This window comes from Brevibacillus centrosporus (assembly GCF_003710815.1).
GTDB lineage: Bacteria > Bacillota > Bacilli > Brevibacillales > Brevibacillaceae > Brevibacillus > Brevibacillus centrosporus.
In genome coordinates this window covers 1-26,676 of sequence record NZ_RHHP01000023.1, presented here as the reverse complement: position 1 = coordinate 26,676, position 26,676 = coordinate 1, and the positions used below count along the sequence as shown (strand labels likewise).

Genomic DNA, 26,676 nt, shown 5'->3' with positions numbered 1-26,676 from the left:
ACATACGTCACAGATCTGTTAGAAACCCCGTTACGCAGCATTATTTTGGTGCTTCCGCCCGCCGCAGCTACCCACCACTGGGACAAAATACATCCAGATCGCCACCAGCACAATCAAAGAACCCGAGATCACAAACCACATCGCTACTCCCAATACCTCTGCCAGCCCAGATACGCCCATCAGGCAAGCGATCACGACGAAAGCGATATAGCCGGAAGTCGGCAAAAGCCCCACATGTTTGGCTTTGCCACTTCATTGGCTTTGCGCTCAGGCTGCGGGATGCGCACCAGCAGCAAGGATAGGCTCGCCAAAACAGCACCAACGATATCGATCAGCAGCACATGCTCCATCGAAAACATAGCCAGCATAAAGGCGCCCAGCATCGGGCCGATTACAATCGTCGCGGAGGACAGCAGCTGGGTCCAGCCCTGCACGCGCATCAATTGATCCTCAGTGGCTATCAGCGGAATCGACGCCTGCATGGAAGGCATGTGAAACGCCGTGCCAATTGAACGCAAGCCCAACACGAGATAAATGACCCAGAGCGGCCGCTCCCCCATCAGAAAGATGATGGCAAGCCCCAGACTAGTCGCTGCAACAAACAGGTCGGCAAAAGGCCCGATCAACGCCTGCGGCAAAAAGCCCGCCATGGATGCCTACTCGATAAGGGAAAGTGTGTCAATTGGAAGTCACGACCTTATTTGGACATAGTAGTGACATAATCCATGGTTATCCTACATATTGAGGTGTTTTTTTATGAAGCTGTTAATTATTGAAGATGACCATCATCTGTCGGATACGATCAAGGAAACGGCACAATCCCTGTTTGAAACGACGCAGGCCTTTGACGGCGAGGAAGGCTTGTTTTTAGCTGCACAAAATATATTTGATGTCATCATTCTGGACATCATGCTGCCCCATTTGAACGGCTATGAGGTGCTCGAACAGCTCCGCGCGCAGCACGTAACGACTCCCGTCATCATGCTTACCGCCAAGGACGGGATTGATGACAAAATCCACGGCTTCAAAAAAGGAGCCGACGATTATTTGGTGAAGCCGTTTCACCGGGAGGAGCTCCTCCTGCGTCTCGAAGCTCTCGTTCGTCGCAGAGTCGGTGATTTTAACGACCAGACGCTGCGCTTTTTGGACCTGCAAATCAATACGAAAAACTATCAGGTCAGCATCGGCGACGACGTACTGAAATTGAGCGGGAAGCAATACGACCTGTTGGAATACCTGCTCAACAACCGCAATACCATCCTGACCAAGGAGCAGATCTTTGATCGCATCTGGGGCTTTGACTCCGATACGTCCACATCAGTCGTCGAGGTGTACGCCAGCAACCTCCGCAAAAATTTGAAGAAGTACGGCTACGACAAGTACATCAAGACATTTCGCGGACTCGGGTACATGCTGACGGAATCCGGTGATGGCGATGAGTGAGAATAAAATCATTACCCGGCAGAAAATGACCTTCGTGATCTACAATTTCATCGCCTTCACCCTGATCTTTTCCATATTCGGTCTGATCATTTTCAGCCAGATGAAGCTGACGCTGTACTCCAAGACGGATGTGGACCTGTTTTCGTTCAAAAGAAACATCGAGCAGCAGGGCTTGCCTCCGCTGCAAAAGCGAACCTACGGCCCACCTGATGAAAGACAGCGCGGTCCCATGCCCTTCATGCCTAATCCGCGCATCACGATTCTCACCTGGAATCAACACGGTGAATTAATCAACACGGAAGGCAACATCGGATATTACGGAGATATTTTCTCGGATCTGGCTTTGGTGCCGAGTGATCCGCCAACGACCATTGTCATCGATGGACAATACCACTTTCGATCACTGACGCTGCCTGATCCCAATCCACAGGACGAGATTGCCACCATTCAGCTTTTAGTCAACGTCGATGGGGAGCAGAACGTCATTCACAATTTTCAAACCATCCTGATCATCTGTTCCGTTCTTTTCATTCTGTTGTCGTTGGCAGCGAGCTTTATTTTGTCCCGCCAGACAATGAAACCGATCATTCGCTCCTGGAACAAACAGGTCGAGTTTGTGGAAAATGCATCCCACGAGCTGCGCACGCCGTTGACGATTATTCAAAACAAGGTCGAGCTTTTGCTCACGACACCTTATGAAAGGATCATGGACAGGTTCGAGTCAATCGCTCTGGTTCTCTCCGAAACACGCCGTTTATCCAAGCTCACGACTGATCTACTGACTTTGGCGAGAGCCGACTCCAGCGAGACACAGCTGGTCAAGCAACCCCTTGAGCTCGATCCTTTTGTCCAGGAGGTTTGTGAGCCGTACATCGAGCTGGCGCAGTCGCAATCCAAGCATCTATGGGTCGAGGCACAATCTGGCGCGACCCTTCAAGCGGATAAGAGCAGAATCCATCAGCTCCTCGTGATTCTTTTGGACAACGCGATCAAATACACAGGAAAAAACGATAGCATCCTGGTCAAAACCAGCTCAGACGACCACTTTGTCCACTGTGAAATCAGCGATACGGGGATTGGCATCAGCGAGGAAGGACTGCAGCAAATTTTTGACCGATTTTATCGCGAGGACAAAGCGCGCTCCCGGGAAAAAGGAGGCGCCGGACTCGGGCTCTCCATCGCTCAGTGGATCGTGAACAGTCACCACGGGACGATCAAGGCGCTTCACAACCAGCCAAAAGGAACGATCATTCGAATCAAGCTGCCAAAGTAACGCTATACAAAACGACCTGCCTCAACCGTCGCGACCATGACGGATGGCAGGTCGTTTTTTCTTGTCCGGGCGTTTTAAGCTTTCTTTAAGTTTTAGTAAATATACTGTGAATCAAGCAAGAGACAGCCTGACATAAAGGAGTGTGAGCAGCGATGCACAAATCGGAACAGCCTGCATTCAAGGGGCGTGTAGAGCTCAAGCATGAGATTTCCAAGATGGATTGCTTCCTTCTTCGACATAATCTTCAGCACATGATGAAGCCTGATCCCCATGCGAATGAAAACGGAAGGTACGTAATCCGCAGCGTTTACTTCGACAATCTTGATGACAAGATCATGACGCAAAAGAAAGAGGGCTTCTATCGCCGCGACAAATATCGGGTAAGGCTGTATGACTACAATACCGAGCTTTTGCATCTGGAGAAAAAGTCCAAGGTCGACAACCTGTGCCAGAAAACAAAATGCCGAATCACCGCCGAGGAATATGAACGCATGCGGCACGGGGATATCGAATGGATGCACGCCGACCCCCGCGACCTGATCCGGGAGCTTTACGTGCAGATGACCCTGTATCAGCTAAAACCCGTTACCATCGTCGATTACGAACGTGAGGTCTTCATCTATGAGCATGGGAATGTTCGCGTCACCTTTGACAGCTCGATCAAAACCAGCTTCCGGAACAATGATCTGCTGAATCCAGACGTGATCATGATCGATACACTCGAACCAAACATGGTCGTGCTGGAAGTGAAATATGACGAATACCTGCCCGATATTATCCGGAAAATGCTGCAGGTGACGGACCGCCGTAAAAGCGCTTTTTCCAAATACCAGATCAGCAGAATGTTTGGATAACAACTACTTAGGAGGATCAGAAAGATGAACACCAATACCATCAACTTTAGCGACATTTTCAAGTCGAGCTTTCTTGAGAATACGACCAGCTTTTCCGTCGTCGACTCCCTGATTTCGCTCGCAGCGGCTTTTGCCGTCGGACTCTTTATCTACGTTGTTTACAAAAAGACCTTTGCGGGTGTGATGTACTCGCATACATTCAGCATCTCCCTGATTGTCATGACGATGGCTACGGCCCTGATTATTATGGGTGTTTCGTCCAACGTCCTGTTATCTCTCGGGATGGTCGGCGCACTGTCGATTGTTCGTTTCCGTACGCCGATTAAAGACCCGATGGACATCGTCTACATTTTCTGGGCCGTTGCTTCCGGTATCCTGTGCGGCGCTGGCTTCATCCCGCTGGTCATTATCGGTGCCATCCTGATCGGCTTGGTTCTCTTGTTCTTCATCAACCGTCTGACCGTCGAAAATCCGTTCCTGCTGATCGTACGCTACAACGATCCTGCTATCGAAACTTCGCTAGCGCATATCGTGTCTGCCCAAGCCATCAAGCACTCTGTCAAATCGAAATCCGTAACACCTGGCAACGATCTGGAGATGATTTACGAGATTCGCGTTAAGAAAAACGACACGGGGTTTGTGAATAAAATCTCGGGCATGGAAGGTGTGCAGTCGGCCATGATGCTCAGCTACGACGGCAATTTCACTGCATAGAAAAGGTTCCCAGAAAGCGAGCATGGATCTTTCCTCTATGCTCGCCTTTTTTCTAGGGAAACGAAAGGAGTACTATGGCATGAAAAACAAGTACATTGCGGCCTCCGTCGCTTTTATGCTGGTCATTTTCATCGTCGTCATGGGCGTGCTTCCCAAGCTCGGTGTCACCATCAACGGGCAGGGGCAAACGTACGCGACCGATGTATTTGACCAAAGCAAAGTGACGACTGTCGATATCACAGTCGATGAGGCGGATTTTAAAAAAATGCTGGAAAGTCCACTGGATGAAGAGATGTACTCCGCCGATGTCGTCATCAACGGCGAGAAGGTAGAAAATGTAGGCTTTCGGACAAAAGGGAACCTGACCTTGCGTTCCGTGGCGCAAATGGAAGACTCTGATCGTTACAGCTGGAAGATTGATTTTGACAAGTACGTGGATGAACAAAATTTGCACGGCTTAAAAAAGCTGAATCTCAACAATAACTACTCGGATCCATCACAAATGAGGGAGTATTTGGCGTACTCCTTGATGAAAAAGATGGGGGTCTCCACTCCGAATTTTTCGTACATGTACGTCACGATTAACGGCAAGGAATGGGGCTTGTACCTCGGTGTGGAAGCGATTGAGGAGACATTCCTGCAGCAAAACTTCGAAAATGCCCGGGGCGATTTGTACAAGCCGGATGGAACCGGCAGTGACCTGAAGTGGATCAGCGACGACATCTCCGATTATTCTGGGATGAATCTGAAAACCAACAAGGACACGAAAGACCAGTCCGAGCTGATCGAAATGCTCGATGCCATCAATCACGGCGGCGACATTGAGAAGTACTTGGATGTGGACGAGATGCTCCGCTACTTCGCTGTAAATACAGCCGTGGTCAATCTGGACCATTATCAGGGCAACCTAAAGCACAACTACTACCTGTATGAAGAAAACGGCGTCTTCTCCATCTTGCCGTGGGACTACAACATGTCGTTTGGCGGCTTCGGGGGCGGAGGTGGAGGCAGACCAGGGGAAGCTGGGCAGCAAAACAACGCAGGCAAGCAGGCAGAAAATAAAGCAAATGCTCAGCAAGCTGCTAACCCGAACGCCAACCAAGCCGCCGCTAACAAAGCGGGGAACGGTCAAAACAACATGCAGAGAGGACAATTTCCTGGCGGTGGCGGCGGAATGGCAGATATGGCTGCCAATTTTATGAGTGAGGATAACATCAATTTCAGCATCACGACGCCTGTCTCCGGTACCACGCTGGAAGACCGTCCACTGCTGAATGCCCTCTTGTCGGTCGATGAATATCGGGCGAAGTACAACGAGTATTTGCAGGAGATCGCCACCAGCTACTTCACCGAAGAGTATATGGGGAAGGCGACAGCAGACATCGCCACCCTGATTACACCGTATGTTGAAAAGGACCCAACCAAGTTCTATTCAACCGAGCAATATAAAGAGAGTGTGTCAGGAGAGAAAAGCCTGGTGCAGTTCGCTGTGAAACGTGCAGCCTCTATCTCGGCACAGCTATCTGGCGATCTGGTAGTAGAAGCCAGTACCTCAGGTGGAGTGGACGGTCCTGGTGGTGGCGCTAATCCCGGAGAGCCGCCTCAGATGGGCAACGGGCAAAACCGTGGCGAACGCCCACCTATGGGGGCTGGTGGTCCCGGTGGCAAAGCTGCGGCCAACCAAGGTTACTCGATGACTACCATCATGGAAATATCGAGCTTCATCGTCATCCTCCTAGTAGGGATCGTCTACGCGTTCTTTTACAAACGCAGGAGATCGTAGACATAGTAAAGCCCGAGCGCTTCTGCCTCGGGCTCTTACTTTATACCTGCTCCTGCTCCGTCAAGCTTCTTCTTTTGCAGCTATTTCTTCTTCCTGCCAAAAAGCAAAGCCCCGACAATCCCCACCAGCAAGACTACCAACATGACAGGAACGAACGGAAAGCCTGCACCCTCCTCCTGTACTGCGGGATCTGTCTGCCCGTGATTCGCATGATTGGCATGGTCGTTATCCGCTGGCTGACTCGCTGCTTGCTGTGCCTGCTCTGTCGATTTTGTGAATTGAATGAGCTGAAGCTGCTTTTCCTGACTGCCGTCGCTGCTCACCATCCACGATTCCTCTATGGTTCTCCCTTCCCATTCGGTAGGGTCCACAGGTGCCTGTGCGATTTCCTCATGCTTTGCTTCTTTTCCTGCCAATTTGAAAAAAGAGCCTGCCCAATAAGCGAGATCGGCGCGCGTTAGTTTTTCCTTTGGCGAGAACAAGGCTGTCCCGTGATCAGCCGCGATGACTCCCAGGCCGCTCAGGTAGACGATCTGTGCTTTCGCCTCCGAATATTGCAGGTCTTCGTATAGATTTTGCTCGTTGGTGATATGCGCCAGCGCGTTCGTAGGCATGATCAGCGCGAGCAGCATGCACAGTAATAACAGACTTCTTTTCATTCGTTCTTTTGTCCCCTTCCTGCTGAAGTTCGTTACGGTTTTTGTAAAAGCAGTGCTCCGCTGGACTGCTGTACATGAATGTCTTTCTGGACTCCCGGCAAAAGCTGCAGCTGCTCGGTCGGGATCCGGAATCCTTTTAGCTCCTCAATGAGCGTACCCGGCATGAGAAAGCCGTTGAAAAATCCCGCTTCATACGTCAACGTGGCGACTCCGTCCTGCGCTTTCAACACCTGACCAATCAAAATGACGTGCAGGTTGGGCTTTTGAAAGACGGTGTAGATATGATCGGATCGGAAAAAGTATTTCAGCTGGCTTCGTTCATTCAGCCATGTTTCCGGCAGCTTGTAGCCATGGCCCTCCTGTGCAGACATCGCCCATTCCCTTGTGTGCTGCTCGGTCAGCGAGCGGTCCTCCTCCAGGAAAGCCATAAGCTTGGGCTCAACCTCTGACATCCAGTCGATATCCAGATAGTTGGCAAGCTGATCGAGCGGCAGCTCTGGGTTGTCAGCCAAAAATGCTCCTCTCGCCGCCAAATTCTCCTGGATGACAGCCAGCAGTTTTTCGTGGCCAGCAAGCGTTTCTTTCGTGGTCACGAGCTGCTTGTACTCCAGGTAAAGCTGATCCAAATCACGCATGTACGCGTCGAGGTTGCGTTCAATCAGCCACTGACTCCCCATGACATCGGCTGGCGAGCTCTCCTGCAGCAGCAGCGAAAGCCATGTATCGAGCCCCATTTCGCTGTAAAATTGCAGCTTGTCCACCGCGACCTGCCGATTGCCTTCGTACTGCGATTTCATCTTCTCGATCCGAGGAGTCAGCTCGCTGATTTGCTGTTTGGTATTGGCTACTTCCTGCTTGAGCTTTGCCGTGGTGCTCTCATCGTTCACCGTAACCAAAAAATCAGCGAAGGCTCCCGTCAAATGCGCGAAAACCGTCGATGCCACTGACAAGGCCAACACAGCGGATAGTGTCAGAATGGCTCTTTTACGCATGATCGATCAGCTTCCTCGTCGAAACATAGCTGGCAGCCAGCCCGACCAGCGAACCTGCAACCACGACGGCCACCATGGTGAAATAGACCCCATTCATCGAGAACTGAAGGGCAAATGGGAACTGCAGCTGCAAGGGAACCAGCAAGCCCGTGAAAAAGAAATAGACGACAATTGCAGCCAAAAGACTCCCGATCAGTCCGATCAGCCAACCCTCAAACAAGAATTGGCCTCTAACCTGTGCCGGCTTCGCACCGATTAACATCCGAACGCGGATTTCCCGCCTCCTCTGATAGAGGGCGAGACTCATGGCGATGAAGACCATGCCAAACGCCAAAATGACGAACAACGCGAGCAGCAGTATCCCATACTGATTGATTTGCTCCGACCATTTCAGGATCGTCTCTGCAAATTTCTGCGGGTAAACGACCTTGATGATCTCCTTCATGCCTCCCAGCTGTTCTGCAAACAGCCCCATCTGCGACTTGTCCGTAAGCTCCAGCCGAATCGCATCCGGTATGTCACTTTCCTGAAATGAAAGCAGCAAATGCTCTCGGCCCGTAAAGAAAAAGGAGAGGCGTTCGAGCATCTGCTCCTTGGTCTCGACCTCTGCCGTTTTCACATAGCTGTTGTTCTGCAGGATCTTCGCGACTGCCTCCGTATCCACGGACGGATCGAGGTAGACCTTCATCGTTACCTGCGATTCCAGATAGTGCATGAGGTCGCCGACGCCCAAACGCACGAGCAGCAAAATGCCGCAGAATGCCATCGCCACAAAAATCAAGAGCGCCGCTGACGTGGCCGCCCCCAGATTTCGCATGATCCCTTCCCTTGCATCCCTGAGCATGTACATGACTCTTTGATTATTCATGTTCACGTACCTGTCCATTTTCCATCACCCATGTCTTCGCGGGAAATTGTTCGATGAGCGTATCCGAATGCGTCACGATCAGCATCGCCGTCTGTTCCTCTTCATGCAGTTCTTTCAACAGCCTCATAACATCCAGCGCTGTCTCGTTATCCAGATTTCCTGTTGGCTCATCTGCCAAAAGCAAGCTGGGGCGATTCAGCAAAGCGCGGACGATCGCGACCCGCTGCTGTTCTCCACCTGAAAGCTGCTTGGGGAAGCAATCCTTTAGTCCCTTCAAGCCCACTCTCTCCAAGAGACGACTGGCCTCAGGCTTGATCTGCTCCCACGTCTTTCCCATGACTTCGCCTGCCAAAGCCACGTTTTCCATAACGGTCTTACGCTCCAACAGCTCGAAGGATTGAAAAATGATGCCCATCTGCCTGCGCAGCTCGTATTTGGGGATTTGTCTGATCGGAGCCCCGCTGATCTCGATCTGACCGGAGAAATCCTCGATATCCCGATAGAGCAGCTTTAGCAGCGTACTTTTCCCTGACCCCGATCTCCCCTGTAAAAATGCAAATTCTCCAGCCCCCAGATGAAACTGGAGGTTCTGGAGAATGGCTCGTTGCCCGTAGAGCTTGGAGACGTCCTGCAAACGAATCATCAGACCTTGCCTTCCGCAAGCCATGGCAGAAATCCGTCCAAAAAGCGCTCTGTCGCAGGCATGAAGTAAGAGCCGAAATGAAAGTCGGGGTCAAGCGTTGTCACGATCCACGTACCTTTGGAGCTCACTTTGTCTACGTAGAGCACAGCGCCGTCATCTTCTGTGGAAACGAGAATGTCTGCACCTTCTGGCGGCCAGTATACCCCGTGCTGATGCCAGGTTGCATCCTCCAGCGTGATGTAGTTTTTGAACAGATCGTATTCCGGGTTCTTCAGCACAAGGCCGCTCTTCGCGTCCTTCTCCAGCCACCACCAGAAATTCGTGGGACGCAGCTCCCAGTTTTGTCCCGGGATCCACTCTTTTGGCTGCGGGCCGAAAGCCACGACGATTCCGCCGTTGTCAGCAAACGCCTGAATCTTCTCTTTGTTTTTCATGATCAAGCCCATATGCAGCTGGGAAGGAACCAGCAGGGCGTCAAATTCGTCCAGCGACGTCTTCTCCAAGTCTGGCAGGTAGATCACTTTTTCAAAGTAACGATGGTATTTCGGCTCGTGCAAGCTCCGGTAATGCTGGGAGCTTCCCCCGTATAAGACCGCTATTTTCCTCATACCTGCACACCTCTTTCTTGAAGCTGGCTGTACTCGTCCCGGACCCACTGAGTAAGCTGGAACGCGATTCGTCCTGTAGATTTGACAGGAGAATTGTAGCCAAACAAATCCCCTCCTGCGTGCACCAGGATCGTTCCGTTTGTGCTGTGACGGTCAATATAAGTGATCGGCTCACCGCCCGGCAGGTTCAGCAATACCTCGGCACCCTCCGGAAGCGGGTGATGACCTCTGGCAAAGAAACCGGCCACCCCTTTGTTGTAGGTCATATCTTCCGTTTTGACCCCTTCAAAAATAGGGTGCGGCTTCGTGATGGAAACATCGTAATCGTTGTGGTTGCGAATCGTTTTGGGCACGAAGCTGGAGCCGCCCGGCAGCCAATCCAGGAACAGATTGCCCCCGAAGAACAGCACCTTTCTCATGTCGAGGAACTCGCGAATCTTTTCCTTGTGGCGATACAGGAACTCCTGGTCGATGAGTCCGGTAATCACCAGGCATTTGTAAGAGGACAGGTCATGATCCGGCAAATCGTAAATATCAATAAAGTCCATCAAGTCTTGAAAATTCGGGTCGCTCAGGCGCGCTTCACCAAAACAGCAGCCGGAATCGAGCATCAGAAAGTCATTCGTCTTCTGCTTCACAATGGGCCTCCTCTGTCGTGTCTTTTCTATGGTTTCCCTTCTTTAGCCACTCGGGTTTTCTCTTCTCGCATTAAAAGGAATCCAGCTCCAGCAGTGCCGAGATAAAGCCTTGCGTGAATGGATGCTGCGGCTGTTCGGTAATTTCTTCGGGAGTTCCCGTCTCGACGACTTTTCCCTGATCCAAGACGAGCAGCCGATCGCAAAATCCACGGGTCAAAGCGAGATCGTGGGTAACAAACAAATAGGCGATGCCGTGACGCTCACTCAGCTCTTTCATGAGCTGCAAAAGATCAAGGCGCAGCGATGTATCAAGCATGGAGGTCGGCTCGTCAGCCACAATCAGCTTCGGGCGAGTAATGAAGGCTCTGGCCAGTCCGACCCTTTGGCGTTCACCGCCTGACAGCTCATGCGGATAGCGCTGCATGTAACGATCCGGCGAGAGGGATACCTCTGTCAAAGCATCCCGGACGGCATGCCGCCTTTGCTCGGAATCTTTCGCATGCAGCTTTTGAATCACGAGCGGCTCGGCTACCAGCTGTTCGATGGTCATGCGCGGCGACAGTGATTCGTATGGATCCTGAAAGATCATTTGGATCGAAGAAGTTGCCTGTTTGCGCTCCTTTGCGCTCATACGCTGCAAATCTTTGCCCTGATAGATCAGCTGACCGCTATCCGACGTCTCCAAGCCAGCGATGATTCGCCCGATCGTGCTTTTGCCCGCTCCGCTCGCGCCTACCAGCCCTACGGTTTCGTTCGGCTTGATCGAGAGGCTGACACCGTCCAGCACCGTCATTTTGTATTTGTTCGATCCTTTGATCGCATAGGTTTTTCGTAAGGCTCGCACCTGCAGCAGGTCTTCCTGCCACATATGCTCTGCTGCTTTCGCGTTTGCGCTCATCAGTCCATGCCCTCCGTCCGATTATCGTTGTTCTTGCAGGGGACGAGCTGTCCGAATCCGGGGAATCGAATCGATGAGACGTCTCGTATACGGGTGCGTCGAATGATGTGCCACCGTGAGCGTCTGTCCCTGATCGACAATCTTGCCCTGATTCATAATCACGACACGATCTGCCAGGCTGAGAACAACAGGAAGGTCATGTGAAATGAAGATCATGGACAAATTCAGGCGCTGCTGCAGATCTTTCAGCAGCTTAATGATTTCCACCTGTACTTTTACATCCAAGCCGGTCGTCGGTTCATCCGCGATGACCAGTTCCGGTTCGTTGATCAGGGCCATGGCGATGACGGCGCGTTGACGCATCCCTCCGCTCAATTCATGGGGAAAAGCAGCGCCCCAGCGCGGAGTCAGACCGACCTGCATCAGCACTTGATCGATTCTCTCCTGGATCTCTTGCTTGCCCGCCTTGCGATGGGAAAGGATGGCTTCAGCCAGCTGCTCGCGTACACTCATGACTGGGTTGAGCGCATTCATCGCCGCTTGGGGAATGAGCGCAATCCGATTCCCGCGAATCTGCCTCATCTCCACCGGAGACAGACGGGACAGATCGCGGTCTGCGAAATGTATCCCCATCTGCTCTACCATGGCAGGAGGCTTCAACAGCTGCATAACTGCCGCAGCGACGGTCGATTTTCCACTTCCCGATTCCCCGACCAGCCCCAGCACCTCTCCTTTTTTGATCACAAAGCTGACGTCATCCACAGCAGTCATGGTGCTGTTTTCTTTCGGATAACGGACAAACAGGCTCTCTACCGCAAGCAAATCAGCAGTAGACGTGCCCGGTAAGGCAGCTTTCACGGCGGACTTGGCACCCTTCAGGGAAGCCGCCTGGTAGGCACGCAAGCGAGGATTTACCCGCTCCTCCAAGCAATAGCCGATGAAGGAGAAGGCCAGTACCGTAATCACGATGCACAGCCCCGGTGGAATGACCCACCACATCCAGGCTTCTGTCAAAAATGCACTGCGCGAGTTGGCGTAGAACAGCATACTTCCCCAGCTCTTGGACAAGGGATCCCCCATACCGAGAAAGCTGAGCGACGATTCCATCATGATGGAGACATTCACAGCCTGCACGAATTGCGGAATCACGAGAGGCAGCATGCTCGGGAATATGTGCTTCCACAAAATGTAGAAGTGCCCGGCGCCCATCGACTGTGCAGCCAGGACAGCTCCCCTACTGCGCAGGGACAGCGTCTGCGCCCGAATCTTACGCGCTTTTCCTGCCCACATGACGAGGGTAATGACCATCACCTGCGTAATCAGACTCGGACCCATGTAAACCCCGATCACGATCATCAAAGGCAAAAACGGCAACGTGAGACAAATGTCTACGATTCGCATCAGGAGTGAATCGACCCAGCCACCTGAGTAACCGGATACAAGGCCAATCGCCGTTCCGATCAGAGTCGCGAGCAACGCGGCGGCTATCCCGATCGTAAGCGATGTACGGGCCCCGACGACCAGCTCTGCCATGATGTCCTGCCCCATGTCGTTTGTTCCTAGCCAATGCTCTGCTCCAGGCGGTTGGAAAGGCATCCCTGTCTGTTTTTCTGCGTCGTGCCTCACAACATACGGTCCGATCAAAGCGAGCAGGAACACGATGACCAGCATGAGGACACCTGTCCAGCCAATCCATTTGGCACCCTTGCTTATCATGCTGTCTCCTCCCCTATTTGCTTGCTGGAACTGACCTCCCGCGACCACGCACGTGAACGAGAACGTGGGTCAAACAACGGGTACGTCACATCTGCGAGCAAATTGGCCGCAATCACTCCTAACGTAATAATGAGAAAGACGCCCTGCATCATCGGATAGTCCCGTGCGATCACACTCTCATACAGCAGCCGACCAATCCCGGGGTACGAGAAAACCGACTCTACTACCACAGCACCACTCACGAGAATGCCGAGACTCATCGTGATATGGGTGTAAACCGGCAGCAAAGCATTGCGCAGAGCGTGGTTAAAAATCAAACTCCGCTTGCTGGCACCCTTGGACTCCGCCATGTATACGTAATCCTGGCCCAATGTTTCCAGCATGGATGAGCGCGTGAGCAAAAAGTTCCCGCCCACTGTCGAAAGCGTAATCGTAATAACCGGAAGGATCATATGGGTAATGATCTCGCCCACATATTCGGCGGTACCACCGGTAAAAGCGAGGGGCACCGCACCAAAGGACGGCAGCCACCCCAGATTGACCGAGAAGATCGCGATGAGCAGCATGCCGATCCAAAAGCCCGGAATCGATTCTACTGTCAGCATTGCAGATAAAAAGAACAAGTCACGTCGCTTCCCGCGATTCCAGGCAGCGTAGGCACCGATTACGATGCCGATCACTGCACTGATAATCAGCGAGGGGGCGACCAACAGAACGGTCCACGGCAATCGGTCCGCCAACACCTCTGTCACTGGTTTTCCGTATTTGATCGAGCTCCCCAGATCGAAGTGGAAAACTCCTGTCATGAAATCTGCGTATTGCTCCCACACGGATCGGTCGAGACCCAGCTCATGAAGGGCCCGCTGGCGCTGCTCCGGGGTCAATTCGTTAATCGTGGACTCCCCGAAAAAGAATTCCAGTGGGTCCCCCGGCGCCAGTCTGGGGAGCGCAAAATTGATCGACAGGGCAACTGCCAAAACAAGCACATATTGAATTAGCTTTTTCCCGAAGGTGGAGGAGAACCATGAACCGTCCATTTATTGACTCTCCTTTGTTTTACTGTTCGGCTTTCGCTTTTTTCGCACCATCCGGCAGCAGCGAGTATTTATTGATGACACCGTAGCCTTTTGATTCCACCCACTGATCGTAACGATCGGAGCGATATGCGAATTTTTCTTCTGGATAGAACAGCGCGACGCTGGTCGGCTGCTTATTGAACAATTCCTGCATGGCAAAGCCGATTTCCTTGCGTTTGTCTATGCTGGTTTCTGCCATCCATTGCTTTTGCAGCGCATCCATTTCAGGATATGGAATGGTTTTGTTCCACAGATAAGAAGAACGGTGAGACATCACGAACTGATCCGGGTCGGCTACGCCGTGTGCACCGATGTTGCTGATTACGAGATCAAAGTCACGAGTTTGACCTACGGTTGCCATCGTTCCGGAATCCAGAACCTCAACGGTTACCTTGACTCCTACTTTGGCATATTGGTCTTTCAGCATTTCCGCTGCACGAATCCAGGAAGGCTCAGTAGAAGGAACCTTCAGCGAGAAAGCAAGCGGCTTGCCATCTGGCATTTCTCTCACGCCGTCATTATTGGCATCTACGAATTTCAGGCCGTCCATGACCGATTTTGCCTTTTCTGCATCGTATGGCGTGCTCAGGTTCGGGTTGGTCCATGGCGAGTCAGGATGCGGATATCCTTTCAAACCAGCTCTCCCTTTTCCGAGCATCACTGTATCCAAGATCGTTTGGCGGTCTACTGCAAGAGACATGGCGTTACGGAACTCAGGTGTATTGAATGGCGCTTTGTCATAATTCAGTTTCAGCTCGATGATGGAAAGTGGGGAAGTTTCTGCTACTTTCATGTTTGGTGCGTTGGTAAAGGAAGCTTCCAGCTCTGGCGGCAGCGGTCTAGCAGAAATATCGATCTCGCCGGAGCGCAGCGCGTTAAAGATCGCGGTAGGGTCCTTGATCACAGGCATGACCAGGGTGTCTACCAAAGGAGTGCCTTTGAAATAGTCTTTGTTCGCTTCAAACTTGTAGTATTGATCTGCTTTGTACTCCACGAGCTTGTATGGTCCAGTACCTACTGGCAGGTCCGTAAATTTGCGTGGGTTTTCTACCTTTTCCCAAATGTGCTTCGGCAGGATTGGCAGGTCAGCAAACGTGATTCTTTCCAAAGACGGGCAAGCGTACGCGCAAGTAAAACGAACGGTAGATGGGTCATCCAGCTCGATTTTCTCAATGTGCGGCACTTCGCTTACGTGGTGGGTGTGGCGGTTAGCCGGTCCATCGCGGTAGTATTCGTACGTAAACTTCACATCTTCCGCAGTAAAAGGGGTACCATCGTGCCATTTGACTCCATCGCGGATTTTAACCACCCAGGTCACATCATCCAGCTGCTTGGCGGATTCAGCGAGCCAAGGCTCTGGTTTATCGACATAAGGTGATGGCGAGAACAATTTATCGAAAACGAGTTCAGTCAAATAATCGATGTTGCCTGTGTAGATGTTGATTGGGCCTGCATCACTTGGCAGACCGATTTTCAATTCGGAAACCGTTTTGGCTGCAGGCTCTGCTGCTGTGCCTTGAGCGCCTTGTGCTTGATCCTGGCTTGGCGCCGGTTGGCTCTGGTTGGATTGGCAGCCCAGCACAAACATCGATAGCAGTAAAAGATAAGTAAGCATAAGTCCAAAAGACTTGCGAGTAAACAAACCGATAACCTCCCTAATTATTTGTAATGTTCTTTCTAGGAACCTAAGAAATGCGCTTTACAATCAACAGCTCGTCTACAGATAACGCCAAAGCACGTTCAGACAGCTCCAGCTTCAGTCGATCAAAATCTTCTTCGTCCTGTTCTGTCATCGCGTTTTCTCTGCCCTTTTTCAAATATTCGTAGAAAGCGGACGGCAGGAAATCTTGGCGCAAAGCAGCTTCTACGGCTTTGCCATCCGCTGTGGAGATGACATACGCATAGGATTGCGGACGATAGGGATCGTGCTGGGCTACCGGATACTCAACGTTCACGGTATAAACGCCGCGGGTCAATGCACGAGTCACAAACTCGAAGACGTCACGAAACCCTGGGCCAGCATGACCAGACATGATCGAGATGTCCTTGCGATTTGGCACTTCCTCCCCGTACAGCTCAGCGAAGGCTGCCTGCAGCGTGCGATACCCAACGGCAACCGCCATCAGCGCTACGCTCCCGTGATATTTTTTTACATCGGAATAGCTGATTTCCAGTACTTCCTTCCGATCCCTAATGCAGATGACAGACATGAATGGAACCCCCTTAGAAGTTGACACGCAACGGTGCTCTCAAAAACTAGATTCATCTTAATTTAACTGATAATGAATATCAATCCCACACAAAATAAGCAAAGGCTAATAAATCCTTTTTACACGAGCGTTTGCATGCTCAAATAATATTTTTGAATCTATCTATTCAATTTTTAAATAGCATAAATACTTCCAGAACCGTGGTATATCAAGGGTTTTGACCACCTAATATCTTACAAAAAGCAAAAGACCCTCCACGTCGAAGGGTCTTGAATGGGGCTTTACACGTCCTATACAGAACGCAAATAACGCTCCACATTTTGGCAGAAAATACGATCTTCCTGCGTGAGCTTGGCATTTTTGCGGAACACGAAGCCGTTCTGTCTCTTGATTTGAATAGAAGAGATCGGTTTGTATACCAGGTCTCCCCGCCTGATTTCCTCTTTGACCGCTCCATGCGGAAGAAAAGCGATCCCATGGTGCGATTTCACTGCCTGCTTGATCATTTCAAAGTTGCTCATCTGCAGGAAACGCGCCTTTACCTGCCTGCTTTCCAGATGCTCCATCACGTACTGCTGCAAATACTCGCTCTTTGGCAGGAGCACCGTTTCGTTTTGCAGATCCCGGGCGTACAGCAGTCTGCGGTTTGCGCAGGAATGATCAGCGGGAAGCACGAGCAGCAGCTCTTCTTCAAAGAGGACGGAGGTCTCAAAATTTTTGCGGATGTAGTCATCCTCTGGGTAGATGGGCATCAGCGCATACTGCGTCCTGCCCTCTTGAAAGCAACGAATCAAATCACTGTAGCAATACGAGTTAATCTCCAGCGGTCTTTGCGGTGAAATGGTATGAAATTGATTGAGAATATCGGAGAAGTAATACCCGGCAATGTAGTTGCTCACATAGACAGACAAAACCTGCTCCTGCTGCGAGACCCTCTTTAGCTGAATAGAAGCTTCATCGACCAGATTGGTAATTTGCTTGGCGTACTGCAGCAAGACCTCTCCCTGCTTCGTCAGCTCGACCTGCTTTCCCGAACGGAAAAAAAGCTGCGAAGAAAACTGCTGCTCCAGCTGCTGGATATGGTGACTGATGGTCGGCTGTGAGCAGTACAATCGCTTTGCTGCCTCCGTAAAGGAGCTGCACTCCGCAAGAACGATGAAGGTCTCCATTTTTTCCAATGTGTTCATCCCAAAATTCCACCTCACTAAAGGACCGCAAGAAGGTAATATTTTACTGAAAATGATAATTGTTATCAGTTGTAATTTTACTTGATAAAGACTTCGGTGTCCATGCTCAAATGTTCTACCCTTTCGCATACAAAAAGTGGCCCCTGCTTTCGGGGGACCACTCTTTTCTGCTTGCTTTTCTTCTATTTCCAGGGGATCAGCTTACGCTCCAGCCATTGCAAAACGCGATTAAACGTTAGGCCGAGCAAGGATAAAATCAATACCCCTACCATCAGCTTGGTCGTAATCATGAGGTTTCCATAGTGCAAAACCATCGCACCGATCCCTTCCTGCGCCGCTACCATCTCGGCAGACACCAGGAGCAGCAGGGACGTACCTGCAGACAGCTTCAGACCGGCAAAAATCATCGGCAGAGAGGCTGGCAGGATGACCTTGCGAATGACATTCAGATGATTGGAGCCAAACGTCACAGCTGCCTTGATCAGCATCGGATCTACGTTCTTCACGCCGGAAAAGGTGTTGATGACTACCGGGAAAAAGACCCCCAGCGCGATAATCGCGACCTTTGGCATTTCACCGATCCCCATCCACAGGATGATCAACGGCAGCAAAGCGATTTTCGGAATCGGGTAGATCGAATAAACGATCGGCGACGCAATCGCATCGGTCCAGCGGGAGAACCCGAGAATGAGCCCCACGAGGACACCCAGAGCCGCACCGATCGCATAGCCAACCCCGATCCGGTAAAGACTTGCGATCAAGTCTTTGTACAGCTCACCACTTGCGATCATATCCCAGCCTGCCAGCAAAATGGCAGTAGGTGCCGGCAAAAACAGGGGTGGTACGATTTCCAGTCGACAAATAATCTCCCAGACTACGAGCAGGCAGACAATCCCTAGGACGGCTGCGTAGCTTGGGATTTTTGTCTCCAAAAAGGCGACACGGTTGGTTATGATTTGACGTTGTTCAGACATCATTTTACCCCTCCCTCGATGCTTCTTGGGCATCGTGGCGAATGAGCTGCCAGATCTGATCGGCATACTGCTCGAATTGCGCGCGGTACTGCTCTTGATCCCGCCCGATCTTCGGCATGTCAATCTGAATGATGCTCTTGATCTGACCCGGATGTCTCGACAGGACAATGACCCGATCCGCCAAATAAACGGCTTCCTGAATGTTATGCGTCACGTAGAGCGTGCTCAGCTTGGTACGATTCCAGATGGTCAGGAGCTCTTCCTGCATGATCGTACGCGTTTGCGCATCCAGCGCGGAAAAAGGCTCGTCCATCAGCAAGAGGTCAGGCTCAATCGCCAGTGCACGGGCAATCCCGGCACGCTGTCTCATCCCACCGGACAGCTGCTTCGGATAGGCATTTTCAAAACCGCTCAGGCCGACCATCTCGATGTATTGCTTCCCTTTTTCCTGCTGCTCCTGCTTGCTGGCTCCCGCTTCCTCCAGCCCGAAGATTACATTTTCATAAACGCTTCGCCAAGGAAACAACGCGATTTCCTGAAATACGATCCCCAGGCTCGGCTTCTTGCCATTGGTTCCTTCGAAGTATACCGTTCCGCTCGTCGGCGACATCAGACCGCCTACGATGTTCAGCAGCGTGGACTTCCCACAGCCGCTCGGTCCGACCAGAACGACGAACTCTTCTTTTTCAATAGAAAAATTGATATTCGTAAGGGCAGTGACTTCTCTTTTTTTCGAGTCTACAAACGTTTTATCGACGTTTTCAACAACGATCCTCATTGCATTCACTTCCCTAGCTTCTGCACAGCTTCTTCAAGCAATTGGGTGTTCACGATCTCGGTCGTGTCGATTGCTTTGTCGATCAGCTTTTCTTTTGCATACCAATCTACCTGTGTCTTGATGTCGGATTCCAGCAGTTTTCCATCACGGTCGATGTAAGGCAGACCTTTTTTGATCATGTCCGGCTCTTGGTCGGTGTACTTCGCGATAATACCGACTACCTCATCGTAGTTGGCACCTGGTACGATTTTTCCGTCCTTTTGAGTCAAAACAGCGTCGTAGTAGTAACGAGTTGCTTTTGCGTAGGCTTTCAGGAAGCGCTCAGCTGCATCCTTGTTTTCAGCCAGCTTCGGAGAGAAGAAAATACCGGAAGTCTGGTAGTCCATCTCGTCGCCTACTTGTGCGATGACTTTTCCGTAGCCTTCTTCTACTACCGTAGAGATATTTGGTTCGTTCAGCAAAATCGCGTCGACTTGTTTGCTTTTCAGCGCTTCCATCAGACCTTTGATGCTGTTCAGTGGTACGAGCTGTACATCGCTTAAGGTTAAACCGTGATTTTCCAACAGTCTTCCAGCCATGTAGTGGTAGGTAGAACCTGTTTGGGTGATTCCGATCTTTTTGCCCTTTAGCTCTTCAATGCTTTTAAGAGGTGAATCGCTAGGGAACAACAAAGCCGAGGATGAGTAGCCCTTCTGCTCTCTTCCTTTATCTGCAACGATGAGCAGCTTCTGTCCGCCTGCAACCATGTTGTAAAGGCTGGCTGTAATTCCTGTTGCGCCTACATCCACGCTGCCTGCAGCCGTTGCCACTGCGATCGGCTGAGCAGCCTCAAACCATTTCGCTTGCGCATCGATGTTCTCTTCTTTAAAGAAGCCTTTTTCAATCCCGATAAAAAGCGGCGCCGAGCTGGTCAGCTTCAACATCCCAATATCAACCTTTACAGCTTCAGCTGCTTGCCCTGCCTGCTGCCCTGTTGCTTGATCCCCTTCCGACTTACCACAGCCCACGATTGTCAAGGACAGTGCCAATGCTGCACCTAGCAGTATTCTTGCTGACTTTTTCACAGTACATTACCCTCCATTTTGTTTGTAGTTGTTCCTATCTAATTTCAATTATATTTCGACAAAGTAACATAAAAAAGTGTATAGATCAATGTTTCCATCGCAATAAATGCTCGTCTCCTTCCTGTAATATCCTCGTCATGTATACAATCTGACCTGTGTGATAGGAATAGTGGGAAGTTGTATGGTAAAGAAGTTCCATAATTGTCTTCTGATAGGAGGCGATCCCTGCCCCTGGCGGATAAGCAATCGTGACTTCTCTATGGAAGTCCTCCTCCGTTAATTTCTCGATCACCTGGCGCGACTGTGCACGTACGTCAAAAAGGCGCTCGCGCAGCTGTGCCGATGTATAGCTCCCCATAGCCAAAAATTCCGCAGAGCGCTCACGAACAAAGGGCTTGCTCCCGATGGCGCTCACTACGTTCTGATATTCGTTTCCCGCCAAATGCAGACACAAATTTCCGATGCTGTTGGTGCTCTCCCTTCCCTTTTTCCAGATCTGCTCATGAGAAAGCCGATCCAGCGCTATATGGATCCGATCCAGCTCCGTATCGAGCAGCTGCAAGGTTTGCTTGTAAAACAAATGCATGTTCGTTCCCCTTCTCTCTATGTTTATTCATGTGAAATTTCTATTCATCTTACCATTACTTTCTAGCAATCACGAATGCTTCAGAAGACCCTTAGAGCGTTGGCGTTGACATTGATAATGATTATCAATAATATGGTTTTAAGAATACGGAATCCGGTAAGAAAGGAAATCCAATATGGCACAGCAGCAACAGATTCATCCATTCTTGCAGAACACGATCGTAGAAATCAAAGAATCGGGCAAACGCACTTACTCACCCGAATGCCCACGCTGCGATGACATCGTCCAGAGCCATACTCTCCTGTACTGTACAAAAGGAAAGGGAGAGGTGGTCATCGACGGCTCCTCCTCCAAATTTGCCCGCAAATCGTTGCTGTTGCTTCCTCCACAGATCGGCTTTGAATTCACGCATTCCTCTTCCCACGGGATCGAAATGCACGCTCTTTCCTTTGACCTCTATCGGCTCTCTGTTTCCGAGGATCATCGCAGAGTTTACGAACGTGAGCTTTCCTTTCCTCTACATGGAGTGATTGAAAAGACCGGTCCCCGGGTACAGTACCTGCTCCGTCAATTTTCCGGCCAATCGGCTCCCTCGAAAAGAAGCCAGTCGTTGTATCAGCTGGATCAATTGTACGAGCTGCTTGAATTGATTTTGCTAGAGAATCCTGATGAGGACCTGCCAGCTGCACCGCTTTCCGACGCGCCAGAGCAATGGCTGCCACTCACCGTACAATACATGCAGGAGCATTTCGACCGCGACATCACCGTAGAAAAGCTGGGAGAGCTGGCAGGGATGCATCCTGCTTACTATTCGCATTTGTTCAAGCAGAAAATGAACAAGACTCCCTATGAATTCCTCACGAATCTACGAATGAACAAAGCAAAGGAAATGCTGCTCGTCTCTGATAAAAAGGTCAAAGATGTTGCACGCGAAGTCGGCTATATCGATGAATTCTATTTCAGTCGCCGTTTTAAAACCTCCAGTGGCTATGCGCCCACTACCTACTCCAAGCAGCTTCATGCCAAGATGATTTCGCTCTCGTTCCCCTATACGGAGCATCTGCTGACCCTGGGAGTCGTTCCTTGTGCCGCTCAAACGCACAAATACTTTCCCGCCGCCGTCAAAAGCTTGATGCTTCCCTTTCATGCGTCAGACCCTTGGGAGATCAGCAGGCAAGCGTTTTTAAAGCTGGACCCGGACCTGATTTTGTGCAAGGATAACGTCTCTGTGAAAGCGCGCGAAAACCTTGGTGACATCGCTCCCATTGTTACCATACCGTGGACCACCATGGATGTTTTTGGCCACTTGCAGATGATCGCCGGCATCGTGAACAAGCAGGAAGCTGCTCAGGAATGGATCGACCAGTACGAGAAAAAGGCCGAGAAAGCGCATCAGCTCGTGGCCGACCACATCGGCGACAAGCGTACCGTTGCCATTTGCGTCCTGCGGGAAACGGGCTGGCGAATGTACGGAGCACGCAATATCGGACATGTGTTTTACCGTTCCCTGCAAATGCTGCCCCCTGCGCGAATGCAAGCAGAGATGCAGAAGCATAACAACGGAAAGATGCTCACATGGGTTGCCATCTCGATCGATGAGCTGGATCAGTACGAATCGGACTATTTGTTCATGGTCGTACCATCGCGTGAGGAAGCGGAAAAGCAATGGAAGCTTTTGCAATCGAATGCAGCCTGGCAGCGTCATCCTGCTGTCATCGCCAATCGCTATTGCTTTCTCGAATGGGATCAATGGAAGGTTTACGCTCCCTACTCACTGGAGCGCCAATTAGAAATGGCCGTCGATCTCCTCACGTCCCCGACTAACAATGTCAGTCTATAAGTATGCCATCCTGCCGAAACGTTTAGAAAAGTCCAAGGAGAAAAATCTTCATTTATGACATGTACGACCGCCGTCTTGGTTTTTACAATAGTTCAAAGAGATAATGATTATCATTCTAATCCACAAGGACCGCGCATATGAAAGGAACTGTCTTTTCCACCGTATTCCTACTCACCGTCGCCGCTCTGCTGATGTCCATGTTTCTGGCCATCTCTTACGGCGCGAAAGAGATTACGCTCTCGACCGTATGGACCACGCTGATCAACTACGATCCGTCTGACACCAGCCACCAAATCATTCACGAGCTGCGTCTGCCTCGTGTGCTTGGTGCTGCCCTGATCGGTGCCGCATTCGCAGTGGCTGGAGCACTGATGCAAGGTGTGACCCGCAATCCTCTCGCAGACGCAGGCATTTTGGGCGTCAATGCAGGAGCGACTTTTGTCGTAGCACTCAGCTTTGCCTTTTTTCCCAACCTGCCCTACTCCTGGCTGATGGTTGTCTCGTTTCTTGGCGCTGTGATGGGCACGGTGTTTATCTTTTTGCTCGGGTCGTCCACACCGGGCGGACTGACCCCTTTGCGCCTGACCGTCGCGGGTTCCGTCGTAGCCGCCCTGCTCCACTCGCTCAGCTCAGGGATCGCGATCTATTTTGAGCTGAGTCAGGACCTGGCCTTCTGGTATGCAGGTGGGCTGGCAGGGATCAAGTGGATGCATCTGAAGTGGTTAACTCCCGTGGTCCTCTTGACGCTTCTGTGGACTCCGCTTCTAGGGCGCTCGATTTCTGCCATGGCCCTGGGAAACGATGTTGCGAGCAATCTGGGCATCAAGACCAAGCGGGTACAAGTCATCGCCATCATCGTGTCAGTAATTCTGGCGGGTGTCTCCGTATCGGCAGTCGGGTCCATCGGCTTTGTCGGACTCGTCATCCCTCATATGGCACGCAAGCTGGTGGGTGTGGATTACCGTTTGATCGTTCCACTCTCCGCAGTCATGGGGGCCGTCCTGCTTGTACTCGCTGATCTGGGTGCACGGATGGTCAATCCACCGAAGGAGCTTGCCATCAGTGTCATGGTAGCGATGGTCGGCGTTCCCTTTTTCCTCTATCTCGCGCGTCGGGAAAGGGGGAGCTACTAGATGAACCAGCAAGAAATCGCTAGGAAAAAACGAGTCATGCACGTAGGGATCTGGCTGATTTTGATCTGCGTTTGCGTCATTTTGTACAGCCTGCATACGGGTTCGATCCGTCTCTCCCCTTATGAGGTGCTTCGGACGCTGGTGGGTTTAGGCAGTGAGGACGATTCCCTGGTGTTGTTCGAGTATCGTCTGCCGCGAATCGTGATCACGATATTGGCTGGGATGGGGCTCGGTATTTCAGGTGCCATCCTCCAGGGGCTCTATCGGAATTCGCTTGCCGATCCCGGTGTGCTGGGACTTCATGCGGGTGCCGCTTTTGGGTTGGTCGTGTTCGTCAGCTTCTTCCGTTCCCTGGAAGGGATGATTTCGCTCGTCTTGCCCTTGTTCACGTTCGCAGGTGCCGTCTTGGTCGCTGTGCTGATCGTGCTGCTCGCGTACGACCGCCATAAAGGGGTGCTTCCCATCCGTCTGATTCTCGTCGGGATTGCGCTCGCTGCCGGTTTCAGCGCCATTACTTTGTTCCTCTCGCTGCGGTTGGACGAAGGAACGTACGCTTTTGCCGCCAGATGGCTTGCCGGTAATGTCTGGGGAAGAGAATGGGCAAACGTCCTCGCCCTTTTGCCGTGGATTGTCCTTCTCGTCCCTTATACATGGCTCCAATCCAAGGTTTTGGACGCATTGATGCTCGGCGATGAAGTGGCGACCGGCATCGGGGCACCTGTACAGCGTAAACGTTTTTTGTTGATGGGTACTGCCGTAGCGCTCGCGAGCGTAAGCGTCTCGATGGCAGGCGGCGTTGGCTTTATCGGACTTGCCGCCCCTCATCTCGCGCGTAGACTGGTTGGACCCCTGCACCAGTACATGCTTCCGATTGCCGGGATGATCGGTGTGGTTATTCTTGTGGCAGCAGACACGATCGGACGCTCAATCTTCCAGCCCAATGCGATTCCTGCCGGCGTCGTCGTCGCAGCTGTCGGCGCCCCGTATTTTCTATATTTGTTGGCAAAAACAAAATAATTTTGGATAGGTAGAGGATAAACGATGAAAAAATTGATGATTACCGCCATGAGCATTCTGTCCCTGCTCACCGTAGCCGCTTGCGGCCAATCTGCTCCCCAGCAAAGTGCACCTGCACAAAATGCTCCCGCTGCCAGTGCACCAGCTACAACGAAAACCCCAAAATCAGGAGCTGACCAAAAAATCGCTTCGATGTCCATTCACTTGACCAACAACCTGCTGGCATTGGGCATTACACCTGTTGGTTCTGTCATCGGCGGAGACGTCAAAGCCTTTTTGCCTCACGTAGCTGACCGCCTCAAGGATACAAAGCCGCTTGGAGTCGTGACCGATCCCGACATGGAAGCCGTGCTCGCCTTAAAACCTGACGTCATTTACCTGGATGAAGCTTACTCTGGAAAAGACGTAGCCAAATTTGAAAAGATCGCTCCAACCCATGTTTTCAACCTAGATGAGGGGACATGGAGAGATACGCTGAAGAAGACCGGGGCGCTCGTTAAACGCGAAGCAGAGGCGGAGACGTTCATTGCCGACTACGAAGAGCAGACCAAGCGCGTAAAAGGACTCATTCACGACAAGCTCGGCGACGGAGCAAAGGTCATGGCCATCCGTGTAACCGCCAAGGAGCTGCGCGTTTTTGGCATGAAGCGCCCGATGGGACCGATCCTGTTTGAAGATCTCGGCTTGCAGCCTGCCAATGGCGTAGAAAAAATCGACAAAGCCTACGCGGTCATTTCTCAGGAAGTCTTGCCAGACTTTGATGCAGATGCGATTTTCGTGGTAGTCAACGCTGGTGACGAAGCCAAAAAGGTGTACGATCAGCTGCAGGCCAATCCACTCTGGCAAGGCCTGACAGCCGTGAAAAAGAATCAGATCTACATCATTGGCGCACAGCCTTGGCTGGATTACTCAGCGATTGGAAACAAGATGGCGATGGATGAAGCGGAAGCTTTCTTTAAAAAATAATCCCCCTATAGGAAAAGCCTTGCCTCTCACGTGCTGTGTGAGGGCAAGGCTTTTTTAGATTCGAGACTAGTACCAGCTTTTAAAATGCAACACCTTATCTATCCCTTGTACCGTATCCCTCGAGTAAGACCCGGAAAATCATCTCACTCCATTCGGCATCCTCAATGGTCTTGTTCTTCGGAATCTGGATCGATTGAAAAAGCAAGCTTGCCACCAGACTGCTCGGAATATCTTGGCGGATCGAACCCGCTTCTTTGCAAGCGTCGATCACCTCTGTCAGCACACGGGTCAACGTATGGTGCTGCTGTCGCAAGGTGACGAGATCTTTTTTGACGCTCGGGGAAGACTCGCCGTTCACGAATGGTGCAAACAGCAAGATCTGATGAAGATGTGCGTATTTCATAAACGAATCGAAGATCCTTCTCAGCTTTTCTAGAGGCTCAGAAATGCGGTCCAGTCCATCGTATTCCGCCATGATCGTATCCATAAGATGAACCATCAAGGAAGCGATCAGCTCGTCCTTGTTGGAAAAATATTCGTAAATGGTGCTTCGACTCACGTTGAGTTGATCGGATACCAGTTTGAAATGAAAGCCTGCATAGCCCTTTTCGACCAGAATTTTCCCTGTCACCGCATACAGCTCATTGATGTTCATTTTTTGTTTGGCCATCATCAACGCCCTCTTTACCCACTTTTCCGATGCACGGTTCTGACATTCGAATATGACCAGTGTACACTAGAAAACTTGGCTTAGCC

Annotated in this window: 28 protein-coding genes; 9 read left to right on the top strand and 19 right to left on the bottom strand. The window is 51.2% G+C overall.

Features of this window, described 5'->3' with window-relative positions; translation table 11 throughout:
* Positions 1 to 30 precede the first annotated feature (30 nt).
* Both EDM55_RS29970 and EDM55_RS18130 read right to left on the bottom strand, forming a co-directional pair.
* Complete coding sequence (locus EDM55_RS29970) at positions 31 to 225, bottom strand: hypothetical protein (RefSeq protein ID WP_148040081.1); 195 nt, start codon at positions 223 to 225, stop codon at positions 31 to 33.
* The gene (locus EDM55_RS18130; RefSeq protein ID WP_122960982.1) at positions 192 to 650 is read right to left on the bottom strand and encodes an MFS transporter; all 459 of its coding nucleotides are present in this window, start codon (positions 648 to 650) and stop codon (positions 192 to 194) included. Before EDM55_RS18130 ends, EDM55_RS29970 begins: the two co-directional genes overlap by 34 nt.
* A gap of 106 nt (positions 651 to 756) precedes the next feature.
* Between EDM55_RS18130 and EDM55_RS18125 the strand changes: the two genes are divergently transcribed.
* The 5 genes from EDM55_RS18125 (at position 757) to EDM55_RS18105 (ending at position 6,067) form a co-directional block, all read left to right on the top strand.
* Positions 757 to 1,443, top strand: coding sequence for a response regulator transcription factor (locus EDM55_RS18125; RefSeq protein ID WP_122960981.1), 687 nt, complete (start codon positions 757 to 759; stop codon positions 1,441 to 1,443).
* The gene (locus tag EDM55_RS18120) at positions 1,436 to 2,716 is read left to right on the top strand and encodes a sensor histidine kinase (RefSeq protein ID WP_122961072.1); all 1,281 of its coding nucleotides are present in this window, start codon (positions 1,436 to 1,438) and stop codon (positions 2,714 to 2,716) included. The genes EDM55_RS18125 and EDM55_RS18120 overlap by 8 nt, the downstream gene beginning before the upstream one ends.
* A 152-nt stretch (positions 2,717 to 2,868) precedes the next feature.
* Entirely contained in the window at positions 2,869 to 3,570 is a 702-nt protein-coding gene (locus EDM55_RS18115) for a polyphosphate polymerase domain-containing protein (protein ID WP_122960980.1), read from the top strand.
* Between the two features lie 24 nt (positions 3,571 to 3,594).
* Positions 3,595 to 4,284, top strand: a complete 690-nt coding sequence (locus EDM55_RS18110; RefSeq protein ID WP_122960979.1) for a DUF4956 domain-containing protein — start codon at positions 3,595 to 3,597, stop codon at positions 4,282 to 4,284.
* Between the two features lie 79 nt (positions 4,285 to 4,363).
* Positions 4,364 to 6,067 carry a CotH kinase family protein gene (locus EDM55_RS18105; protein ID WP_122960978.1) on the top strand — a complete coding sequence of 568 codons (1,704 nt, stop codon included), beginning with the start codon at positions 4,364 to 4,366 and terminating at the stop codon, positions 6,065 to 6,067.
* Positions 6,068 to 6,147: 80 nt separating this feature from the next.
* On the opposite strand, the gene EDM55_RS18100 is transcribed toward EDM55_RS18105, so the two are convergent.
* From EDM55_RS18100 to EDM55_RS18025, 16 genes are all read right to left on the bottom strand, one after another.
* Positions 6,148 to 6,726, bottom strand: coding sequence for a hypothetical protein (locus EDM55_RS18100; RefSeq protein WP_122960977.1), 579 nt, complete (start codon positions 6,724 to 6,726; stop codon positions 6,148 to 6,150).
* A gap of 32 nt (positions 6,727 to 6,758) precedes the next feature.
* On the bottom strand, positions 6,759 to 7,718 hold the full coding sequence (locus EDM55_RS18095; RefSeq protein ID WP_122960976.1) for a zinc-binding metallopeptidase family protein: 960 nt from the start codon (positions 7,716 to 7,718) through the stop codon (positions 6,759 to 6,761).
* Positions 7,711 to 8,586, bottom strand: coding sequence for a cell division protein FtsX (locus EDM55_RS18090; RefSeq protein ID WP_122961071.1), 876 nt, complete (start codon positions 8,584 to 8,586; stop codon positions 7,711 to 7,713). The genes EDM55_RS18095 and EDM55_RS18090 overlap by 8 nt, the downstream gene beginning before the upstream one ends.
* A complete protein-coding gene (locus tag EDM55_RS18085) occupies positions 8,579 to 9,229 on the bottom strand; it encodes a cell division ATP-binding protein FtsE (protein WP_122960975.1) in 651 nt (216 codons plus the stop codon). Before EDM55_RS18085 ends, EDM55_RS18090 begins: the two co-directional genes overlap by 8 nt.
* Positions 9,229 to 9,837, bottom strand: a complete 609-nt coding sequence (locus EDM55_RS18080) for a hypothetical protein (RefSeq protein ID WP_122960974.1) — start codon at positions 9,835 to 9,837, stop codon at positions 9,229 to 9,231. Before EDM55_RS18080 ends, EDM55_RS18085 begins: the two co-directional genes overlap by 1 nt.
* Positions 9,834 to 10,475 carry a phosphate starvation-inducible protein PhoH gene (locus tag EDM55_RS18075; protein WP_246070848.1) on the bottom strand — a complete coding sequence of 214 codons (642 nt, stop codon included), beginning with the start codon at positions 10,473 to 10,475 and terminating at the stop codon, positions 9,834 to 9,836. Before EDM55_RS18075 ends, EDM55_RS18080 begins: the two co-directional genes overlap by 4 nt.
* A 70-nt stretch (positions 10,476 to 10,545) precedes the next feature.
* Positions 10,546 to 11,373, bottom strand: coding sequence for an ABC transporter ATP-binding protein (locus EDM55_RS18070; protein ID WP_122960973.1), 828 nt, complete (start codon positions 11,371 to 11,373; stop codon positions 10,546 to 10,548).
* Positions 11,374 to 11,394: 21 nt separating this feature from the next.
* On the bottom strand, positions 11,395 to 13,089 hold the full coding sequence (locus EDM55_RS18065; RefSeq protein WP_122960972.1) for a dipeptide/oligopeptide/nickel ABC transporter permease/ATP-binding protein: 1,695 nt from the start codon (positions 13,087 to 13,089) through the stop codon (positions 11,395 to 11,397).
* On the bottom strand, positions 13,086 to 14,126 hold the full coding sequence (locus EDM55_RS18060; protein WP_122960971.1) for an ABC transporter permease: 1,041 nt from the start codon (positions 14,124 to 14,126) through the stop codon (positions 13,086 to 13,088). Before EDM55_RS18060 ends, EDM55_RS18065 begins: the two co-directional genes overlap by 4 nt.
* Positions 14,127 to 14,145: 19 nt before the next feature.
* Positions 14,146 to 15,807, bottom strand: a complete 1,662-nt coding sequence (locus tag EDM55_RS18055) for an ABC transporter substrate-binding protein (RefSeq protein ID WP_122960970.1) — start codon at positions 15,805 to 15,807, stop codon at positions 14,146 to 14,148.
* A gap of 43 nt (positions 15,808 to 15,850) precedes the next feature.
* Positions 15,851 to 16,375: a hypothetical protein gene (locus tag EDM55_RS18050; RefSeq protein WP_122960969.1), complete on the bottom strand. Its 525-nt coding sequence runs from the start codon at positions 16,373 to 16,375 to the stop codon at positions 15,851 to 15,853.
* 290 nt (positions 16,376 to 16,665) lie between these two features.
* On the bottom strand, positions 16,666 to 17,562 hold the full coding sequence (locus EDM55_RS18045) for a LysR family transcriptional regulator (RefSeq protein WP_122960968.1): 897 nt from the start codon (positions 17,560 to 17,562) through the stop codon (positions 16,666 to 16,668).
* A 182-nt stretch (positions 17,563 to 17,744) separates the two neighbouring features.
* Positions 17,745 to 18,539 carry an ABC transporter permease gene (locus EDM55_RS18040; RefSeq protein ID WP_259676095.1) on the bottom strand — a complete coding sequence of 265 codons (795 nt, stop codon included), beginning with the start codon at positions 18,537 to 18,539 and terminating at the stop codon, positions 17,745 to 17,747.
* Between the two features lies 1 nt (position 18,540).
* Positions 18,541 to 19,314 (bottom strand): ABC transporter ATP-binding protein, encoded by a 774-nt coding sequence (locus tag EDM55_RS18035; RefSeq protein WP_092271838.1) that lies wholly within the window; start codon positions 19,312 to 19,314, stop codon positions 18,541 to 18,543.
* A 5-nt stretch (positions 19,315 to 19,319) separates the two neighbouring features.
* Positions 19,320 to 20,378, bottom strand: a complete 1,059-nt coding sequence (locus tag EDM55_RS18030) for an ABC transporter substrate-binding protein (RefSeq protein ID WP_122960967.1) — start codon at positions 20,376 to 20,378, stop codon at positions 19,320 to 19,322.
* A gap of 85 nt (positions 20,379 to 20,463) precedes the next feature.
* On the bottom strand, positions 20,464 to 20,964 hold the full coding sequence (locus EDM55_RS18025; protein ID WP_122960966.1) for a DinB family protein: 501 nt from the start codon (positions 20,962 to 20,964) through the stop codon (positions 20,464 to 20,466).
* Between the two features lie 175 nt (positions 20,965 to 21,139).
* Between EDM55_RS18025 and EDM55_RS18020 the strand changes: the two genes are divergently transcribed.
* The 4 genes from EDM55_RS18020 to EDM55_RS18005 all read left to right on the top strand — a co-directional run bounded on the left by EDM55_RS18020 (position 21,140) and on the right by EDM55_RS18005 (position 25,920).
* Positions 21,140 to 22,804, top strand: a complete 1,665-nt coding sequence (locus EDM55_RS18020; protein WP_122960965.1) for an AraC family transcriptional regulator — start codon at positions 21,140 to 21,142, stop codon at positions 22,802 to 22,804.
* A 137-nt stretch (positions 22,805 to 22,941) separates the two neighbouring features.
* Positions 22,942 to 23,937, top strand: coding sequence for a FecCD family ABC transporter permease (locus EDM55_RS18015; RefSeq protein ID WP_122960964.1), 996 nt, complete (start codon positions 22,942 to 22,944; stop codon positions 23,935 to 23,937).
* A gap of 36 nt (positions 23,938 to 23,973) precedes the next feature.
* Entirely contained in the window at positions 23,974 to 24,954 is a 981-nt protein-coding gene (locus EDM55_RS18010) for a FecCD family ABC transporter permease (RefSeq protein WP_246070853.1), read from the top strand.
* A 24-nt stretch (positions 24,955 to 24,978) separates the two neighbouring features.
* Positions 24,979 to 25,920 carry an iron-hydroxamate ABC transporter substrate-binding protein gene (locus EDM55_RS18005; protein WP_092271821.1) on the top strand — a complete coding sequence of 314 codons (942 nt, stop codon included), beginning with the start codon at positions 24,979 to 24,981 and terminating at the stop codon, positions 25,918 to 25,920.
* A 94-nt stretch (positions 25,921 to 26,014) separates the two neighbouring features.
* Here the strand turns inward: EDM55_RS18005 and EDM55_RS18000 are convergent, their stop codons facing one another.
* The gene (locus EDM55_RS18000; RefSeq protein WP_259676094.1) at positions 26,015 to 26,593 is read right to left on the bottom strand and encodes a TetR/AcrR family transcriptional regulator; all 579 of its coding nucleotides are present in this window, start codon (positions 26,591 to 26,593) and stop codon (positions 26,015 to 26,017) included.
* Between the last annotated feature and the right edge of the window lie 83 nt (positions 26,594 to 26,676).